At 72.8% G+C, this 18105-nt stretch carries 16 protein-coding genes and 1 riboswitch; of the genes, 7 read left to right on the plus strand and 9 right to left on the minus strand.

Annotation, left to right across the window (positions count from 1 at the left end):
- The first annotated feature begins 37 nt into the window (after positions 1–37).
- The 6 genes from ABD340_RS31520 (at position 38) to ABD340_RS31545 (ending at position 6222) form a co-directional block, all read left to right on the plus strand.
- On the plus strand, positions 38–883 hold the full coding sequence (locus ABD340_RS31520) for a nitrilase-related carbon-nitrogen hydrolase (RefSeq protein WP_344593928.1): 846 nt from the start codon (positions 38–40) through the stop codon (positions 881–883).
- 82 nt (positions 884–965) lie between these two features.
- On the plus strand, positions 966–1541 hold the full coding sequence (locus tag ABD340_RS31525) for an amino acid synthesis family protein (RefSeq protein WP_344593929.1): 576 nt from the start codon (positions 966–968) through the stop codon (positions 1539–1541).
- An 8-nt stretch (positions 1542–1549) separates the two neighbouring features.
- Positions 1550–2911, plus strand: coding sequence for an aminotransferase class III-fold pyridoxal phosphate-dependent enzyme (locus tag ABD340_RS31530; RefSeq protein WP_344593931.1), 1362 nt, complete (start codon positions 1550–1552; stop codon positions 2909–2911).
- Between the two features lie 2 nt (positions 2912–2913).
- Positions 2914–4344 (plus strand): dihydropyrimidinase, encoded by a 1431-nt coding sequence (hydA, locus tag ABD340_RS31535; protein WP_344593933.1) that lies wholly within the window; start codon positions 2914–2916, stop codon positions 4342–4344.
- Positions 4341–5348: an LLM class flavin-dependent oxidoreductase gene (locus ABD340_RS31540; RefSeq protein WP_344593935.1), complete on the plus strand. Its 1008-nt coding sequence runs from the start codon at positions 4341–4343 to the stop codon at positions 5346–5348. Before hydA ends, ABD340_RS31540 begins: the two co-directional genes overlap by 4 nt.
- Before the next feature lie 52 nt (positions 5349–5400).
- Positions 5401–6222 carry a carbon-nitrogen hydrolase family protein gene (locus tag ABD340_RS31545; RefSeq protein WP_344593937.1) on the plus strand — a complete coding sequence of 274 codons (822 nt, stop codon included), beginning with the start codon at positions 5401–5403 and terminating at the stop codon, positions 6220–6222.
- A 24-nt stretch (positions 6223–6246) separates the two neighbouring features.
- Here ABD340_RS31545 and ABD340_RS31550 read toward each other — a convergent pair whose 3' ends face one another.
- Entirely contained in the window at positions 6247–7098 is an 852-nt protein-coding gene (locus ABD340_RS31550; protein ID WP_344593938.1) for an SAM-dependent methyltransferase, read from the minus strand.
- A 45-nt stretch (positions 7099–7143) separates the two neighbouring features.
- Entirely contained in the window at positions 7144–7401 is a 258-nt protein-coding gene (locus ABD340_RS31555; RefSeq protein WP_344593939.1) for an EF-hand domain-containing protein, read from the minus strand.
- Between the two features lie 353 nt (positions 7402–7754).
- Here ABD340_RS31555 and ABD340_RS31560 point away from each other — a divergent pair, with 353 nt between their 5' ends.
- A complete protein-coding gene (locus ABD340_RS31560) occupies positions 7755–9104 on the plus strand; it encodes a hypothetical protein (RefSeq protein ID WP_344593940.1) in 1350 nt (449 codons plus the stop codon).
- A 40-nt stretch (positions 9105–9144) separates the two neighbouring features.
- Here the strand turns inward: ABD340_RS31560 and ABD340_RS31565 are convergent, their stop codons facing one another.
- The 7 genes from ABD340_RS31565 to ABD340_RS31595 form a co-directional block, all read right to left on the minus strand.
- Positions 9145–10509 (minus strand): nickel/cobalt transporter, encoded by a 1365-nt coding sequence (locus ABD340_RS31565; protein ID WP_344593941.1) that lies wholly within the window; start codon positions 10507–10509, stop codon positions 9145–9147.
- Positions 10506–11858: a tetratricopeptide repeat protein gene (locus ABD340_RS31570; RefSeq protein WP_344593942.1), complete on the minus strand. Its 1353-nt coding sequence runs from the start codon at positions 11856–11858 to the stop codon at positions 10506–10508. Before ABD340_RS31570 ends, ABD340_RS31565 begins: the two co-directional genes overlap by 4 nt.
- Before the next feature lie 100 nt (positions 11859–11958).
- Entirely contained in the window at positions 11959–13467 is a 1509-nt protein-coding gene (locus ABD340_RS31575; protein ID WP_344593943.1) for a DUF4331 family protein, read from the minus strand.
- Between the two features lie 138 nt (positions 13468–13605).
- Positions 13606–14604 carry a maleylpyruvate isomerase family mycothiol-dependent enzyme gene (locus ABD340_RS31580; protein ID WP_344593944.1) on the minus strand — a complete coding sequence of 333 codons (999 nt, stop codon included), beginning with the start codon at positions 14602–14604 and terminating at the stop codon, positions 13606–13608.
- Between the two features lie 58 nt (positions 14605–14662).
- The gene (locus ABD340_RS31585; protein ID WP_344593945.1) at positions 14663–15232 is read right to left on the minus strand and encodes an RNA polymerase sigma factor; all 570 of its coding nucleotides are present in this window, start codon (positions 15230–15232) and stop codon (positions 14663–14665) included.
- A gap of 149 nt (positions 15233–15381) precedes the next feature.
- Entirely contained in the window at positions 15382–17127 is a 1746-nt protein-coding gene (thiC, locus tag ABD340_RS31590) for a phosphomethylpyrimidine synthase ThiC (RefSeq protein WP_344593947.1), read from the minus strand.
- Positions 17122–17233, minus strand: a riboswitch (TPP riboswitch). (Overlaps the previous gene by 6 nt.)
- Positions 17234–17383: 150 nt before the next feature.
- Complete coding sequence (locus ABD340_RS31595; protein WP_344593949.1) at positions 17384–17905, minus strand: NUDIX hydrolase; 522 nt, start codon at positions 17903–17905, stop codon at positions 17384–17386.
- Positions 17906–18105 lie beyond the last annotated feature (200 nt).

Genomic DNA, 18105 nt, shown 5'->3' on the forward strand with positions numbered 1-18105 from the left:
CCCCGGCGAAGCCGGTCCGGGACGGCGGGACGCGCGAATGATCGCGGAACCGCTGCCGGTCGCCGCCGTGCAGACCTCTCCGGTGTTCGGCGACAGCGCGTCCAACCTGGCCCGCTCGGCCGAGCTCATGGGCGAGGCGGTGGCGGCCGGGGCGCGGCTCATCGTGCTGCCCGAGGCGTCCGTCGCCGGGTACGTCTTCGCCGACCGCGCCGAGGCGCTGCGCCATGCCGAGCCCGTTCCCGGCGGGGCCGCCTGCCGGGCGTGGGCGCGCTTCTGCGCCGAACACCGCGTGTGGGTGGCGGCCGGGCTGACCGAGCTGGCCGGCGACCGCGTCTACAACGGCGCCGTGCTCATCGGTCCGGGCGGTCTGGCAGGCGTCTACCGCAAAGTCCATCTCTGGAACGACGAGAAGCGGATCTACTCGCCCGGAGACCTCGGCTTCCCGGTGTTCGACACCCCGATCGGCCGGATCGGGCTGGTGATCTGCTACGACCTGTGGTTCCCCGAGAGCCTGCGGGCCTGCGCCCTTGCCGGGGCCGACCTGGTGTGCGCGCCGTCCAACTGGGTTCCGGTGCCCGGGCAGCCCGCGGGCCTGCCGCCGATGGCGCACCTGATGTGCGTGACGGGCGCCCACAGCAACCAGGTCGCCGTGGCCGCGGCGTCGCGGACGGGCGTGGAACGCGGGCGCCCGTTCATCGGCGGCAGCGTCATCGTCGACCACACCGGCTGGCCGGCCGCCGAGCCCGCCGCCGCCGACCCGGCGGGAGCCGCGCCCGAACAGATCGTCCACGCCCGCCTCGACCCGATCGGCTCCCGCGCCGTGCGGGCCGGCAACCCGTTCAACCAGCCGCTGCGGGACCGGCGTCCGGAGGTCTATCGATGATCCGCCCCCCGATCGCACACCGCCCCTGTCCCGCCCGTCAATGAACCGAACGCTTCACTCAGTGATCAAGGAGTCCGAGTCCATGGCTTCCGCCCACCCCGAGATCCAGGTCCGCAAGATCGTCGAATACGTCGAGGAGACGCGGACCGAGCACGGGCGCCCGCTCGACCGGCCGCACCGGGTCGCGATCGTCGGCGCCGTGATCGCCAATCCCTACCCGGCCGAGTACGTCCAGGACCTGGTCACGCTCGCGGACGCGGTCGGCGAGCGGGTCGGCGCGCTGGTCGGGCCGCGCTGCGTGGAACTGCTCGGCGAGGAGGTCGAGGCGTTCGGCAAGGCGGCGCTGGTCGGCCTGGACGGCGAGGTCGAGCACGGATCGGCGCTGATCCACAACCTGCGCTTCGGCAACGTGTTCCGCGACGCGGCCAAGGGCACCGAGCTCCTGCCCGCCGCCGAGAAGGTCGGCGCCGCCGGCGCCCCCATCGACATCCCGCTCAAGCACAAGCTGGACGCCAAGACCCGCTCGCACCACCAGACGGTCACCTTCCAGGTGCCGGGCGCCCCGCTGCCCCGGGAGATCGTCGTCATCTGCGCGGCCGCGAACGCCGGACGCCCGCTGGCGCGGCTGGCCGCCTTCGGCGCCGAAGTCGCGAGCTGAGGCGCGCCATGACGACCATCGAGCAGGACGACGTGTGGACCGCCGACCGGATCCGCGCGGCCGACCGCGACTACGTGATCCATTCCTGGTCGCGGCAGGGCGCGGTGAACGCGCTGCCGGTGGCCGGCGGCTCGGGCGCATGGTTCTGGGACCACGACGGCAACCGCTACCTGGACTTCCAGTCGCAACTGGTCAACCTCAACCTCGGCCACCAGCACCCGCGCCTGGTCGCGGCGATCCAGGAGCAGGCCGCCCGGCTGTGCTACATCGGCCCGGGCTTCGCCGAGCGGTCCCGCGCCGAACTGGCCGAGGCACTGGCGCACCTGACGCCGGGCGACCTGACCATGTCGTTCTTCACCACCGGCGGCGCCGCGGCCAACGAGAACGCCATCCGGCTGGCCCGGCACGTGACCGACCGCGACAAGGTCATCGCGCGTTACCGCTCGTACCACGGCGCCACCGCCGGGGCGATGTCGCTCACCGGCGACCCGCGCCGCTGGGCGGCCGAGCCGGGCCTGCCCGGCGTGGTGCGCATGTTCGACCCGTACACCTACCGGTGCCCGGCCGGGCACCCCGACCCCTGCCCCGTCTGCACCGGCGGACCGCACCTGGAGGAGATCCTCCGTTACGAGGATCCCGGCCGGGTCGCGGCCGTCGTCGTGGAGACGGTGACCGGCACCAACGGGCTGATCTACCCGCCGGACGGCTACCTGCGCTCGCTCCGCGAGGTCTGCGACCGGTACGGCATCCTGCTGATCTTCGATGAGGTGATGGCCGGCTTCGGGCGCACCGGTGAGTGGTTCGCCTGCGACCACTGGGGCGTCGTCCCCGACATCCTCACCACCGCCAAGGGCCTGAACTCCGGTTACGTCCCGCTCGGCGCGATGACGGTGTCGGCGGCCATCGGCGACTGGCTGCGCGACAACCACTTCTGGGGCGGGCTCACCTATGCCGGACACCCGCTGGCCTGCGCGTCCGGCGTCGCCTCCCTGAAGATCATGAAGGACGAGGACGTGGTCGGCAACGCCCGCCGGCAGGGCGAGCTGCTCGGGTCCCGCCTCGCCGAACTGGCCGAGCGGCATCCCAGCATCGGCGACGTCCGCGGGCGGGGCCTGTTCTACGGCGTCGAGCTGGTGACCGACCGCGCGACCCGGGAGCCGCTCGTCCCGTTCAACGGCAAGGGCGCGGCGGCCGAGCCGGTGAGCCGGATCGTCAAGGAGGCGATGCGGCGCGGCCTGTACCTCAGCGCCAACTTCAACGTGCTCCGGCTGACCCCGCCGCTGGTCATCGACGCCGAGGAGATCGGGCTGGCCGTGGAGATCCTCGACGACGTGCTGGGCATCGCCGACGAGTACTACGAGGGGAGCTGAGAATGGCCGGCAGGACCGTGATCCGCGGCGGCACCGTCGTCACCGCGTCCGACCGGTACGAGGCCGACGTCCTCATCGAGGGCGAGCGCATCGCGGCCGTCGGTGACGGGCGGGACTGGGCGGCCGACCGGGTGGTGGACGCCCGGGGGAGGTACGTCCTGCCGGGCGGGGTCGACACGCACACCCACCTGGAGTACCCGATCGACGGGTTCACCACGCGCACGTCCGACGACTTCCACACCGGGACCGTCGCGGCGGCGTTCGGCGGCACCACCACGATCGTGGACTTCGTCAAGAAGGAGCCCGCGCACTCGATCCGCGACTCCTACCTGCGCCGTGCCGAGGCGGCCGCGGCCCGGTGCGTCGTCGACCACGCCTTCCACGCGATCGTCCCGCCGCCCGAGCAGCAGCCGGACGCGTTCGACGACCTGGTGCGCCTCGCCGCCGAGGGGGTGACCAGCTGGAAGTTCTTCATGGCCTACCCGGGCACCCAGATGGTCGACGACGCCACGCTCATCGAGGGCATGCGGCTGGCGCGCGAGCACGGCGTCCTCCCGATGGTGCACGCCGAGAACGGGCACATCGTCGCCGACGCCACCCGGCGGCTGGTGGACTCCGGCGCCGTCGCCGAGCACCACCACCACGACGCCCACAGCCACATCTCCGAGGGCGAGGCGGTGCACCGCGCGGTGGCCATCGCCGAGACCGTCGGGGCCCCGCTGTTCGTGGTGCACGTCTCCAGCCGCATGGCGGCCGCCGAGATCGCGGCGGCGCGGGCGCGCGGACTCCAGGTGTGGGCGGAGACGTGCCCGCAGTACCTGGTGACCGCCTTCGAGGACTACGCGGGCAAGGGCGCGGACGCCGCGGCCTACGTCTGCTCGCCGCCGATCCGGGAACGCTCCAACCAGGAGCACCTGTGGCGGGCGCTCGCCACCGGCGCACTGTCGACGATCGGCACCGACCACGCCTCGTTCTGCCTCGGCCAGCCCGCCGACCTGCCGCCGCAGAAGGGGCGGAGCAAGGGCTTCTTCCCCAAGGTGCCCAACGGGGTCCCCGGCATCGAGGACCGTCTCATGGTCATGTACGAGGCCGGGGTGGCAGGCGGCCGCTTCGGGCTGTCGCGCTTCGTGGACCTGGTCGCCACGCGCCCGGCCAAGCTGTTCGGCCTCTACCCGCGCAAGGGCGTCGTCGCCGCCGGTTCCGACGCCGACCTGGTGGTCTGGGACCCCGAGGCCGACCACGTCATCTCGGCGGCCACCTCGCACATGCGCACCGACTACAACCTGTACGAGGGCATGCGGGTCAGCGGCCGCCCCGCCCAGGTGTTCTCCCGCGGAGACCTGATCGTGGACGGCGGCACCCTGCGCGCCGCCGCCGGCCGCGGCCGCCATCTGGCCCGCACCGCCCCGATCCTGAACGGAGACCTCACATGAAGCTGCCTCTCGGAATCCACGTGGGCGAGCGGCTCAGCCTGGAGCAGACGCTCTGGCAGGCCGAGCTCGCCGACGCCGGCGGGTTCGAGTCGGTGTGGGTCGCCGAGGGGCGGCTCGCCCGCGACGGAATCGTGCCCGCCGCGATCATCGCCGCCCGGACCCGGCGGGTGAGGATCGGCACCGGGGTGGTCAACAACAAGAGCCGCAACGCCGCGCTGATGGCGGTCACCTTCAAGACGCTCGACGAGGTCGCGCCCGGCCGCGCGATCCTCGGCATCGGCGCCTGGTGGGAGCCGCTCGCGAGCAAGGTGGGCGAGCCGCTGGTCCGGCCGCTGGCCTCGATGCGCGAATACATCACCGTCCTGCAGCGGTTCTTCCGCAACGAGGTGGTGGACTTCGAAGGCGACTTCGTGACCATGCGCGGCGTCCGGTTCGACAGCATGTACCGGGAGAACCGCCCGGTGGACGTCCCGATCTACATCGGGGCGGTCGGGCCGAAGATGCTGGAGCTCGCCGGCGAGATCAGCGACGGGGTCCATCTGGACTTCCTGCTGCCCGTCTCCTACCTGAAGGGCGCGCTCGCCGCCATCGACGGCGGCGTGGCCAAGCGCGCCGACGGCAGGGCCGGCATCGACGTCACCCAGATCGTCGCCTGCAGCGTGGACGACCGCGATCCGCAGGACGCGATCGACGCGTGCAAGGCGTTCCTCACGATGTACCTCATGCAGCAGCCGCACATCGCCGAGCACTGCGGGGTCGACCGCGAACTGGTCGGCCGCATCCAGGAGGTCGCCGGCTGGCCCGCCACCCCCGACGACATCAAGCGGGCCATGCACCTGGTGCCGAACAGCCTGGTCCAGAACGTCACGGCCTGCGGCACCACCGCGGACGCCTTCGACAAGCTGCTCGCCTACCACGAGGCCGGCGTCCGCTGCCCGATCATCTCCACTCTGGGCGACAAGGAGCAGACCCTCACCGCCCTTTCCAACGCCGCGCGCGACTGACCCCCGAGCGCGGCCGCCCCGAGGCGCGCGACCGACCCAAGACAGGAGAACCGTGAGAGTAGCCGCGATCCAGCTGGACACCGCCGGCGGGCACCCGGACGCGTTGGACCGCACCGCCCGGCTCATCGACGAGGCCGCCGCCGACGGCGCCGGACTCGTCCTGCTGCCCGAGCTGTTCGCCGTCCCGTTCGTCCAGCCCGACCCGGACCCGGAGTACTTCCGGCTGGCCGAGCCGCTGGACGGCCCGTCGAACGTGATGGCCGCCGAGCGCTCCCGCCGGCACGGGATCACCGTCGTCTCCTCGGTGTTCGAGGCGTCGGCGACCCCGGGCGTGTACCACAACACCGCCTGCACCTATGTGGGCGGCGAGCTGCGCTCGGTCTACCGCAAGTCCCACCTGCCGTTCTCCAACGGCTTCCCCGAGAAGTTCTACTTCCGGCCCGGCCAGGCCGAGCCGGAGGTCGTCGACATCGGCGCCGCCGCCATCGGCACGATCATCTGCTACGAGCGGCACTTCCCCGAGCTCAGCCGGATCGTCGCGCTGAAGGGCGCGGCGGTGCTGACGGTGCCGGTCGCGTCCGCCAGCGCGCCGATGCGCGAGGTGTTCCAGTTGGAGCTGCGGGCGCACGGCATCTTCAACAACCTCTTCGTGGTCTGCGCCAACCGGATCGGCCGCGAGGGCCCCAAGGACTACTTCGGGACGAGCGCCGTCTACGGGCCCGACGGGGAGATCATCGCCCAGGCCGCCGACACCGGCGACGAGGTCGTCGCCGCCGACATCGACCTGGCCCGGGTGACGGCGCGGCGGGAGAGCCGGCCGTTCTTCCGGGACCGCCGCCCCGATCTCTACCCGCGCCTCGCCCAACCCGGCTGATCCCGCCGGCGTGACCGGCGGGGGCTAGGGCTTGCGCAGGAGGCCGCCGTATTCGTAGACGCGCCGGCTGAGCCTGGTCGCCCCGGCGTAGGGCAGCAGCGGCCCGTCCACCGGCGCCAGCGGGGGCTGCCCGGGGTCGGGGCGCCAGTCGGCCAGGTCGACCATGCCGGGATCGACCGGCTCCAGGCCGTCCAGGAACGCGTCGACCTCGGCCGGGGTGCGGGTCCGCCAGGGGATGCCCTGCCCGGAGATCAGCTCGCTCATCTCCGCGCCCTTGGCCGTGTCGTCGGCCACCACCTGGGACAGGCCCAGGAAGCTGCCCGGCGCGGCCTGGTCGATGATCGTGCGGAGCACCTGGCGGGGCTCGTCGCCGTCGAGCAGATGGTGCACCACCGACAGGAACAGCACCGCCACCGGCCGGTCGAAGTCGATCAGCCGGCGCACGTCCGGATGCTCGAGGATCTTCTTCTGGTCCCGCATGTCGGCCTGGAGCACGGTCGTGGTCGCGTCGTCGGCCAGCAGCGCCCGGCCGTGCGCCAGGACGATCGGGTCGATGTCGACGTACACCACCACCGAGTCGGGCGCGAACGCCTGCGCGACCTGGTGAACATTGGAGTCGGTCGGCAGCCCGCAGCCCATGTCGACGAACTGCCGGACGCCTTCCTCCCGCACCAGGTGCCGCACGGCGCGGTAGAGGAAGGCGCGGTTCTGCCGGGCGATGTCCACGCACTCGGGGAACGCCGGCAGCGTCGTCATCAGGAACCGCCGGTCGACCTCGTAATTGTCCTTGCCGCCGAGCATCCACCCGTACGCGCGTGCGGAGGTCGGCACGTCGTGCGGAATGGGGGGCGGGCCGGTCGGCCCGTCACCGGTCATGGGGGCCCTTGTCTGGTGGATCGCCTGGTGGTCGTGCGGGCAGGGTCAGCCGCGCGCCGAGCGGACGCCGGCCTCGGACCATCCCTGGGTCTCGAGCAGGCTGCGCAGCTCGGCGAGGGAGATGAAGCCGTCGCGGTTGGTGTCGGCCCGCTCGAACCTGTCCTGGACCTCGGCGCGGGTCCACGACAGCCCGAGGCTGTCGAGCACCATCCCGAACTCCATCAGATCGAGCCTGTCATCACCGCCGAGGTCCGACCGCGCGAACACGGCGTGGAGGTCGTCCCCGGTCGGTTTCGTGGTCATATCACTCCTCGTATTGGTCTGATGTGCCCCGCATCATGTCATATGGGTGGGGCCTGTCAGGCTGAGAAACGCCGCCGTGCGGGCGCTGGTTCCCGACCTTTCACCAGATATACCCATTCGGGCCGCCGAAACCGGGGCGTGCCGGTCCCGGGGTCCGGATCGGGGCAACTGGTAAATACCTCTTGAAGGTAAGTCGTGCCGGCGAAAGCACGTCGGCCCCATGTGCAAGGGGTGATTTTCTGAATGGCCTGAGTGGTCAATACCAGTCTTGTGCAGGTTTGCCCTGGCGCACCAGGTTGGATCGGTCTAATCTCGCTCCCGATCGACAGCGGCGCGCGGGACGGAGACGCGATATGAGCGGACGGGCACGGGCCAGGGGAGCGCGATGGGCCAGGGGAGCGGCGGCACTGGTCCTCCCGGCGGCGCTGGCGGCGGCGCCCGCCACGGCGTGGGCGCACGCGCCGACCGCGCCGGGCAACTGGCGGCTGGTCGACGCCGAGACCTTCGACCGCTCCCTGGACGACGCCGGGACGCCGTGGACCCGTGACGACGACGGCCCGTCCAGCCCGTACAACGTGGACGAGTACGACAACGACGGGGCGTTCTTCGAGACGATGGGCGGCCCGGCGTTCCGGCAGCAGCTGGGGACGTTCGCCACCTACCGCAAGTCGTTCCGGTTCGGCGCGAAGGGCTGGCTCACCGCCGAGCTCGCCGCGCGCGACGCCGACAAGGACGGCAAGCCCGACGCGCCGCCCACCCTGACCAGCCGCAAGGGCGTCGCGAACCTTGACGAGCCGAGCCACCAGGGCGGCGTGGTCATCCGCTCCACGAACGCGCTGCCGTCCGAGTACCGGGTGGAGATGACCCTGCGCGGCCTCGACTTCGGCGGCCAGCGCAACGGCTCATGGGACTACCCGGACGGACGCGTCAACGGATACTCGCCCAAAGGCTGCAAGACGAACTTCCCCTGGGCGCCGGGCGGCGACTTCTCCCGGCCCGAATGCTCATGGGCCGACGTCCGCACCGACTCCAACGGGTTCTACTACCTGGGCATCATGGACTACGACCGGGTCGCGCCCCACAACAACGTCTTCATCCACACCCGCCGCAAGGTGGCGATGGACTCCTACAACCGCTACAAGTACACCGGGACGGGGCTGCGCTACTGCAACCCGTCCACCAAGCAGTACGAGCCCTACCCGTCGGGTACGGGCAACGGCGTCAACGCCATCTTCATGACCGACGACCGGCGCTACGCGACGCAGCCCGGCACCGAGTACCTGATGCACAGCGAGTGCGGCGTCGCCAAGGGCGGAGCCATCGTCTCCCAAGTGGACCTGCGTCCCGAACTGCTGCCCAAGGAGAGCTACAAGTTCGCCATCGAACGCCGCGGCGGCGCGTACACGATGGAGATGTCGGGGGTGTTCGCGCACGTCGGGCGGGCGACCTACCGGTACACGCGCGCGTTCGTCCAGGACGGCGAGCCGATCTGGCACTACAACCAGAAGCCCGAGGAGTACGACGGGCGCTTCAACGCCGACTGGACGTGGAACGGCCCCGGCGGCACCCTCGTCGACCGCGACACCTGGCCCGCCGGGTCGGCCTACCCCGACCAGTTCATGATCGGTGACCCGCACATGAACTTCTACGAGGGCAAGGCCCAGGTGGACGACGTCCGGCTCTACGTGCCGAACAGCAAGTAGGGGCGGGCTCGCGCACCGCGGACGGGCACACCGGTGAACGTCATGCCGTGAGGGTCGCGAGGCTGCGGGCGGCCAGGCCGAGGCCGAGCAGGATGACCATCGTGGCCGTCCCGGCGGGCAGCAGCGCGGGCGTCGCGCGGACCCGCTCCGCAAGCGCGGGCAGGCGGCGGGCCAGCAGGCGGCCGGTACCGGTCACGAGCATGCCGATCGTCACCAGGGTGGCCGCCAGGCCCGCACCGTAGGCCAGGACGAGCAGCACCCCGAACCAGGCGTGCCCGAGTGCGCTCGCCCCCAGCAGCACGACGACGGCCGACGGGCTCGGCATCAGCCCGCCCGCGAAGCCCATGAGCAGCACGTTCCGGCGCCGGTCGGCCGGAGCGTGATGGTGGTGGTGCCCATGTCCATGACCGTGTCCGTGCCCATGCCTGTGACCGTGTCCGTTTCGGAGGGCGCGGCGCAGCAGGGTGAGCCCGGCCAGGGCGACGATCGTCCCGCAGACCGCGCCCAGCCAGGGGAACAGCGCGGGGGAGGCGAGCGCCGAACCGCCGGCGACGAGCAGGCCCAGCGCGAGCACCCCGGCGGTGTGCGTCGCCGTGACCGTCAGCCCGAGCGCGAGCGCGTCCCGCTTCGAACGGGTCCCCTGCCCGGCCGCCTGCGCGGCCATGATCGTCTTGCCGTGGCCGGGCGCCAGCGCGTGCAGCGCGCCCAGCGCCAGCGCCACGAGCAGGGCCAGGAACGCGAACCCGGGCGTGAGCGCGTGCCGGCTCACCAGGTCCGTGAAGTAGGCGTCGCGGGGCAGGAGCCGGTCGCCGCCCGTCCCCGCCGGCGAGCCCAGGGCGGGGCCGCCCTCCCGCACGGTCAGGACGGCGCCGCGCTGGTCCGGCGGCGAGTCGAGGAGATCCTGCGGGTAGCGGGTCAGGCGCGCGCTCCGCGAGGCGCGGGGCACGTCGGACGAGGTCAGCGTCATTCGGTCGGCGACGGCCGTGACCTCGTGCCAGCCGGGCCCGCCCGTCGACCCGGTGTCCTGGAAGGCGACCCGGTGCGCGCCGGCCCCGTACGGGACCGCGATCCCGCATTCGAGCCGCAGCGTCGGCAGCCCGGCCTGCCCTGGCCGCCGACCCGCCGACGACGTGCGGACGGCCGCGGCGACCTGCCGCCCGTCCACCGTCATCCGGAACGACGCGGCGGCCTTCGCGCACTCGCCCGACGCCCACCGCGCAAGGTCGGAGGTGCCCCGGAGCACCTGCGCCGCCGGGATCTCGGCGACGTCCTGGACGTGGTCGATCCGCAGCTCGTGCGGCGCCGCGACCAGGCCGTCGTACCGGCTGACGGTGAAGTTGTCCAGCGGATGCCCGAGGGCGAGCGCCCCCGCGGCGGCCCCGGCCGCCGCGATCGTGCCGATCATCGGCCGCCCCCGCTCCCGTCGCCGCCGAGTCCGGCCAGGGCCTCGCGCGCCCGCGGCGCGTGGTGCACCGAGAAGCCGGGATTGAGGCGCAGCGCCGCGGCCAGGTCGCGGCGCGCGTCCGCACGGCGCCCGAGCGACTTCTCGATCATGCCGAGGTGGTAGCGGAAGGTCGCGTCGCGGTAGCCGTGCCGGAGCGCCAGGCGCGCGTAGCCGAGGGCTTCCTCGTCCTTGCCGTTGACGTGCAGCGCCCAGGCGAGCGCGTCGGCGACGTGCACGCCGCGGCGCCGTGACCACTCGGCCCGCGCGGCGCGCAGCGCGGTGGCCTTGTCGCCGTGGTCGGCCGCGTACATCGCCGTTTCGAGATCGGGTGTGACGCCGTTGGCCTGTGCCAGCGTCGCCCACGTTCCGGCCACGGCGTACTGTTGCCGCGCCTTGGCGGCCTGTCCCCGCGCCTCGTACAGCTCGCCGAGCGCGGTGATGTGCCCGGGCAGCGGGGCGCGCGCGACGATGGCCTCCTGGACGCGTACCGCGCCGGGAAGATCCCCGCGCGCGGCCAGCACTTTGGCGCGTCCGGCCTGCGCGGCCAGGTCGGACGGGTCGGCCCCCAGCGCCGCCGCGAACTCCCGGCCCGCCGTCTCGTGGTCGCCCTCCGACCAGGCCAGCTCGCCGAGCCGCGTCCGCACGTAGGCGATGTCGCCGCGGTCGGTCGCGGTCGAGGCGGCCAGCTTCAGGATCCGCCGCGCCTCTCCGGTACGGCCGTGCAACTCGTGCGCGTACGCCAGCCGGGTGAACACCGGGACGCCCGGCGCGATCGAGTCCGCCTTCTTCGCCGCCGCCATCGCCTCGCCGTAGCGTCCCAGCTCGGTCAGCGCGTCGATGCGCGACGACAGGGCGCGCGCCCCGTAGGCGTTGATGCCCAGCGCCCTGGCGGCATGGGCCAGGGCCTTGGTGAAGTCGTGCCGCGCCGCGGCCAGTGCCGCCAGACCGGCATAAGCGGTGTCGTTGTCCTCAGGGGTCACCTGCAATGACCGCTGGAAAGCGCCGTCCGCCTTGGGGTAGTACGAGGCATCGGCCGTGAGCCGCCCCCGCTCCACGTAGGCCAGGCCGAGCGCGGCCCAGCCACGGCCGTCGCGCGGCTGCTCCCGCAGATGGCGCTGGAGCCTGTCGATGCTCGCGTTCAACGTCGACGCCGACGCCTGGTCCACGGCCACCGCGACCGCCGAAGACGCGGGCGCGGCGTTCTCCCCCTGGGGCTTGATGGTGGCGGCGAGCGTCAGGCCGACCACCATCGCCAGGATGAGGCCGCCCGTCAGCACGCGCACCAGGACGACTGGAACGAGACGAGTCATCAGAGTCCTTCCGCGCAAGCGGTCCGAGAAGTGAAGGGCTGCGGGCAGCGGGCCGCACGGTGGTGTGCGGCCCGCCCGGTTCCGACGGGGCCGAGTCGCCTCAGCCCGCGCCGCCGCGGCGGCGCATCCACAGCAGGCCGCCGCCGGTGAGGAACGCCGCGCCGGCGCCGATCGCCAGCAGCGGGATCGCGGGGGACCCGCCGGTGGACTCGTTGTTGGAGACCGGACCGCCGTTGAGCATGCCCATCCCGTCGCCGCGCCGCGTGCTCGCGCCCGTGACCTTGCCCTTCACCGTCGACCCGGAGGCGGGCAGCGCGACGTAGGGGAAGCCCTTCTCCAGCGGCACGTCGTTGCCGTTGACCGCGTCGCCCAGGTCGTTCTTCTTGCCGAGCAGCTCGCCCTCGACGACCTGCAGCGAGATGTCCACGGTGTCGTCGGTCAGCCGCCGCCCGTTCGGGTAGCCGGCGTTGTCTCCGTCCAGCACGCCCAGCCGCTTTGGGCTCTGCGTGGGCGGGACGGAGGTGTTGAGCCGCATCAGCTCCGCCGGCCGCACCCCCGGCGGCTGGTTGAGCTTGGGCACCCCGGTCAGGAACACCTGCACCAGATCGTTGCGGGGCGTCGCCGGGGCCGGGATCTTGTAGATCTGCTGGATCAGCTTCGGCAGCTCGGGATCGGTGACGTACCGCGCGAACTGCCCGTCGTTCCACGGCACCGAGGCGTTGAACTTGTCCTTCTCCTTGACGGGGAAGACGACCTCGTTCGCCAGCGGCATCCCCAGCCGGGACACCTGCGTGTACCCGCCCGCGGCGGTGCGCTTCTGCACCGCCGAGTACACGCCGATGACGGGCTGGCCCGGCTTGACCAGCGCCTGCGTCGGCAACTGCAGCGCCACGGTCTGCACGTTGTAGCCGCGCAGCGTGTCGTTGCCGACCTCCTTGAGGTTCCCCCCGTACAGCAGGTCGAAGACCCGCAGGTCCAGGAAGAACGGGTCGTCGGCCTGCCCCGCGAAGACCTTCGCGCCGCTGGGAAGCGTCCTGATCGCCTGCTGCCGCAGCGTCCGGTAGTCGGGCATGGAGGCGCGGCCCACGTTGGACGGCGCCACCGGCACCCCGGAGGCGAGCGTGCGGGTGCTCTGCACGGTGCCGCCCTGCCGCTGGATCAGCGTCAGGTCGTAGGTCTGCCGGAAGTTGAGGTTGGGGTCGTCCAGGCTCCGCACGGGCCCGGTGTTGTACAGGAAGGTGTCGCCGTTCCGGAAGGCGTCCTTGAACGTGAACCGGTAGGTGTACTCCGGCAGCGAGTCCCCGTCGTTGTCGACGTTGATCTCGTACCGGGCGTCCTGGGCGAACTTGTAGAAGTTCGGCCCGCCCGCGGGCTCCTCGAACGGCAGGAAGTTGGCGACCAGGGTGGTGGTGTCGGGACGGTCCGGGCTGACGAAGGCGTACACGTCGGTGTTGTCGTACTGCGGCTGACCGGAGATCAGCGGCGCCTCACGATGGCTGGAGGCCGTGGCCGCGCCGGGCGGCAGGCCCGTGAGACCGCTCGCCGCGAGGGCCGCTCCCGCGGCCAGCAACGCGGCGGTACGGAACCGGGACGGAAGGGGTCGTGACATCGCTGCGGTCCTTTGCGCGGGTCCGGCGGTGCCCTGCGCGGCACCGCATCCGACCCGCCTTTCGGCCCAGGCGGCCGCCCCGGATGTCCGGATGGCCGGATGGGGCCACATCCCAACCCCGCCCGCGGAACGGGCGTCTCAGTCGCAGCCGAGCGTGGCGGCCGCGTGCAGCAGATCGGACGCCAGCGCGGCGTCACCGTCCGCGACGTGCGGGAACGCCTCCGGGCGGCGGCGGTTGGCCACCTGCCGGCAGAATTCCTCGGCGCTCGCGGTGACGGTCACCCCGACCGGACCGCCGTGGCTCGGAGCGGGCGTTCCAGGTGCCAGCGGGACGAGCCACTCGCCCCCGCCCGGCCCTGTCAGCCGCAGCCGTGCGGTGCGGCCGGGATGCGCACGGCCCGTGGCGCGCAGCGCGTGCGGCAGCATCGGGACCGCCATCTCCACGATGAGGCGCAGATGCCCGCCCGGCGGAGGGTCCACGGGACGGCCCACGACGGCGCGGATGTCGTCGGCGTGCGTCCAGGTCTCGAACGTCCGCTGCACCAGGCCGGTGCGGGCCGGGGCGCTGGCGGGCCGCGGCCCGGCCAGCGGAGCCTCCCGCTCCAGCAGGGCCGCGTCGGCGGTGACACCCCGCACGACCGCGTCGGCCTGCGCGCGCCACACCCCGCGCGGGTCGCCCGGTGCTTGAGGGCTGGGCGCATGCGCGGGCACCAGCCCGAGGCCGCCCGCGAACGCCGCGTCGTTGCCGGCCAGATGGCCGACCAGGTGCCGGACCGAGTCGTAGCGGGCGACCGGGGCGCGCCAGTCGTCGGCGGTCAGCGAGGACAGCAGCGCGTCCATCCGCGCCACCTGCCGCGCGTACGCCTCGGTGAGCCGGTCTGAGAGGCCCACATGCACGCCTGGCCGCCTCCGCCGCCGGGCCGCCGACAGCACCGCGCCCCGCAGCGCGCGCGGAGGGGCGGTCTCGGTGACGGACGCCAGCAGGCCCGCCGTCTCGTGCAGCCGCGCGCCCTCGGCCGCGCAGCCGCCGCAGGAGGCCACATGCTCGGCGATCCGCGCGGCCTCTTCGGAAGGGCAGGAGTCGAGTGCCCAGGCGGCGAGAGCCCCGTCCACGTCAGGATGTCCTTCCTCGCTCAAGCCTGGCCTCCTTCCGAAGGTACGCGCCGACCGCCGGATCCACCAGTGGTCGCGCCGCTCACGAGGTCAGTCCCTCGCGTTCCAGGTCGCGTGCCAGGCGCGCCAGCGCGCTCCGGATCCGGGACTTGGCCGTCCCCTCCGGTATCCCCAGCGCCACCGCCACCTCGCGGTAGGTCAGGCCCCGGTAGTAGGCCAGCTCCAGCACCTCCCGCAGGTTGGGCGGCAGGCCCGTCAGCCCGCGCCGCACCCCCCGCGCCAGCTCGCCCTCGAGGACCTCCTCCTCCACCCCGTGATGGCCGTTGCCCTCCCGGTCGATGACCGGAGGTGGCCGCCGGTGGCGGCTCTCCCGGCGCACCCAGTCGACCGCCCGGCGGTGCGCCAGCGTCGCCAGCCAGGTGCGCAGCGACCCCTTCGCCGGGTCGAACGCCAGCGGCCGCTCCCACAACCCGACGAAGACCTCCTGGGTCACGTCGCCGGCCGCCTCGGCGTCCGCCGTCACCCGCCTGGCCAGCCCGTACACCAGGGGCGAGAACAGGTCGTACACCTCGGCCAGCGCGTCCTCGTCACCCGCGGCGAGCCGCGCGCGCAGCTCCTGGTCGCGCGCCGCCGCAGGTTCAGGCGCGTCCACCGGCACCACCACCCGTCCTGACCGACCACCGGTCCGCGCGCCGCACCGGACGGCGCGGCTTCATCTTCTCGCGATCTCGCCCGTTTCGCGTAGCGCGCTTTTCGGGCGTGACCTATCAGATGCGAGCGGATCCGGCGGCGTTCGGACGATCAACGGTCTTCGGGCGACCGGTCCGCGATCGGGAGGTAGACGCGGTTGCCGGAGGCGGCGAACTCCGCGGCCTTGTCGCGCATCCCGGCCTTCAGGGCCTCGTGCTCGGCCAGCCCGCGCTCGCCGGCGTACCGGCGCACATCCTGTGTGATCTTCATCGCACAGAAGTGCGGGCCGCACATCGAGCAGAAGTGCGCCGTCTTGGCCGGGGCGGCCGGGAGCGTCTCGTCATGGAACGAGCGCGCCGTGTCCGGGTCGAGCGCCAGGTTGAACTGGTCCTCCCAGCGGAACTCGAACCGGGCGTCCGACAGCGCGTCGTCCCACGCCTGCGCCCCCGGGTGCCCCTTGGCCAGATCCGCCGCGTGCGCGGCGATCCTGTAGGCGATCATGCCCGCCTTCACGTCCTCGCGGTCCGGCAGCCCCAGATGCTCCTTGGGCGTGACGTAGCAGAGCATCGCGGTGCCGTGCCAGCCGATCATCGCGGCGCCGATCGCCGAGGTGATGTGGTCGTGGCCGGGCGCGATGTCGGTGGTCAGCGGGCCGAGGGTGTAGAAGGGCGCGCCGTCGCACCACTCCTGCTGCCGGTCCACGTTCTCCTTGATCTTGTGCATCGGGACGTGGCCGGGCCCCTCGTTCATCACCTGGTTGCCGAACCCCGCCGCGATCCGGGTCAGCTCGCCCTGCGTGCGCAGCTCGGCGAACTGCGCCTCGTCGTTGGCGTCGGCGATCGACCCCGGCCGCAGCCCGTCGCCCAGCGACCAGGTGATGTCGTAGGCCGCGAAGATCTCGCACAGCTCCCGGAAGCGGGTGTAGAGGAAGTTCTCCTCGTGGTGGGCCAGGCACCAGGCCGCCATGATCGAGCCGCCCCGGGACACGATCCCGGTCTTGCGGCGCGCCGTCAGCGGCACGTACCGCAGCAGCACCCCGGCGTGCACGGTCATGTAGTCCACGCCCTGCTCGGCCTGCTCGATCACGGTGTCCCGGAAGACCTCGTAGGTCAGCTCGGCGGGGTCGCCGCCGACCTTCTCCACCGCCTGGTACAGCGGCACCGTCCCGACCGGCACCGGCGAGTTGCGCAGGATCCACTCCCGGGTGGAGTGGATGTCCCGCCCGGTGGACAGATCCATGATCGTGTCGGCGCCCCAGCGGGTCGCCCAGGTCATCTTCTCCACCTCGTCCTCGATCGAGGACGCCACGGCCGAGTTGCCGATGTTCGCGTTGACCTTGACCTTGAAGGCCCGCCCGATGATCATCGGCTCGATCTCGGGATGGTTGACGTTGGCGGGCAGCACCGCCCGCCCGGCCGCCAGCTCGTCCCGGACCAGCTCCGGTGCGACCCCCTCGCGCAGCGCCACGAACTCCATCTCCGGGGTGATCTCGCCGCGCCGTGCGTAGGCGCGCTGCGTCACCGGCCCGCCGGCGGCCCTGCGCGGCCGCCTCGGCCGGAAGGCCGCCCCGTCGCGGAGCGGGTCGTCCGAGCGGCGCCCGTCGTCCTCGGGACGGACCGCCCGCCCCGCGTACTCGGCGGTGTCGCCGCGCTCGGCGATCCACGCCTCGCGCAGCGGGGGCAGCCCGCGCCGCACATCGGCCCGGTGGGCGGGATCGGTGTACGGGCCGGAGGTGTCGTAGAGCACCACCGAGTCCCCGTTGCTCAACGGGACCTCCCGCATCGGCACCCGCAGATCGGCCCGCGAGCCGGTCAGGTACGTCTTTCGGGCAGGCTGAACCGAGCCGTGTTCGGTCATGACTGGATCTCTCCCTACGCCGGCATTACCCGGTCAGGTTCCAGCGGTCGGCGGCCGTCTCAGCCGCGATCTCAGCCCGGTTCGCCGGGCCCCCGCGATCTGTCGGGCACGACGTTAACCCCTCGCCCGCGGCGACGTCCACCGGGGGCGGTGCCGGCCGGGCCGAGCGCGGACGGCTTCGGGACGACCGGACGGCGCCGCGGCGTCGGCGGGACGCTCGCGGCCGGTCCCGGCCACGGCGGGTTCCGGACGCCGGTCAGCGCGCCGACGTCAGGTAGAGCAGCGCCGCCAGGCTGGACGAGGAGCCGATCTCGCCGCGCGCCGCCAGCTCCGGAATCGAGGCCAGCGGCACCCACTCGATCCGCTCGGCCTCCACGTCGGTCGGCTCACCGACCCGCTCCGCACCGTCGGCGCGGAACAGGTGGTGGACGCCGTCGTGCAGGCCGGGGGAGGCCGGGACGTCGAACAGGCGGCGCATCGGTCCGGCCCGCCAGCCGGTCTCCTCCAGCAGTTCGCGGGCGGCGGCGCCGGCCGGGTCCTCGCCGTCCTCGACCCGCCCGCCGGGGATCTCCCACCCCCACTGGTCGGTGATGAAGCGGTGCCGCCAGATCAGCAGCGCGCGGTCGCGGTCGTCGACCGCGACGACGCCCGCGGCGTCGCGGACCCGCACCAGATGGTGGTCGAACCGGCGGCCGTCGGGCAGTTCCACGTCGGCGAGGCAGAGGTTCAGCCACGGACTGCGGTAGACGAACTTCTCCCCGTGCAGCGTCCATCGCATGCCCGGAAGGGTATCGGAGCCCTCACCGGCCCTGACGATAAGGTCGAAGGCACTGGGGGATAGGGGAGGCGAGCGCATCAGTGAGCCCTGATGTCGACAGGCCGCCGGAGCCGGGCCGCGACCCGGCCCCGGACTTCACAGCGGACTTCACGACGGACTTCACGACGGACTCCGCGGCGGACTCCGCGACCGGCTCCGTG

The organism is Actinomadura vinacea, from assembly GCF_039532545.1.
In the GTDB taxonomy this organism is placed as follows: domain Bacteria; phylum Actinomycetota; class Actinomycetes; order Streptosporangiales; family Streptosporangiaceae; genus Spirillospora; species Spirillospora vinacea.

What these genes read in the sequence shown, in the direction of transcription:
- ABD340_RS31520 (WP_344593928.1), top strand. Translation starts at nt 38, where the DNA reads ATGATCGCGGAACCGCTGCCGGTCGCCGCCGTGCAGACCTCTCCGGTG.
- ABD340_RS31525 (WP_344593929.1), top strand. Translation starts at nt 966, where the DNA reads ATGGCTTCCGCCCACCCCGAGATCCAGGTCCGCAAGATCGTCGAATAC.
- ABD340_RS31530 (WP_344593931.1), top strand. Translation starts at nt 1,550, where the DNA reads ATGACGACCATCGAGCAGGACGACGTGTGGACCGCCGACCGGATCCGC.
- hydA (WP_344593933.1), top strand. Translation starts at nt 2,914, where the DNA reads ATGGCCGGCAGGACCGTGATCCGCGGCGGCACCGTCGTCACCGCGTCC.
- ABD340_RS31540 (WP_344593935.1), top strand. Translation starts at nt 4,341, where the DNA reads ATGAAGCTGCCTCTCGGAATCCACGTGGGCGAGCGGCTCAGCCTGGAG.
- ABD340_RS31550 (WP_344593938.1), bottom strand. Translation starts at nt 7,098, where the DNA reads ATGACCGGTGACGGGCCGACCGGCCCGCCCCCCATTCCGCACGACGTG.
- ABD340_RS31555 (WP_344593939.1), bottom strand. Translation starts at nt 7,401, where the DNA reads ATGACCACGAAACCGACCGGGGACGACCTCCACGCCGTGTTCGCGCGG.
- ABD340_RS31560 (WP_344593940.1), top strand. Translation starts at nt 7,755, where the DNA reads ATGAGCGGACGGGCACGGGCCAGGGGAGCGCGATGGGCCAGGGGAGCG.
- ABD340_RS31565 (WP_344593941.1), bottom strand. Translation starts at nt 10,509, where the DNA reads ATGATCGGCACGATCGCGGCGGCCGGGGCCGCCGCGGGGGCGCTCGCC.
- ABD340_RS31570 (WP_344593942.1), bottom strand. Translation starts at nt 11,858, where the DNA reads ATGACTCGTCTCGTTCCAGTCGTCCTGGTGCGCGTGCTGACGGGCGGC.
- ABD340_RS31575 (WP_344593943.1), bottom strand. Translation starts at nt 13,467, where the DNA reads ATGTCACGACCCCTTCCGTCCCGGTTCCGTACCGCCGCGTTGCTGGCC.
- thiC (WP_344593947.1), bottom strand. Translation starts at nt 17,127, where the DNA reads ATGACCGAACACGGCTCGGTTCAGCCTGCCCGAAAGACGTACCTGACC.
- ABD340_RS31595 (WP_344593949.1), bottom strand. Translation starts at nt 17,905, where the DNA reads ATGCGATGGACGCTGCACGGGGAGAAGTTCGTCTACCGCAGTCCGTGG.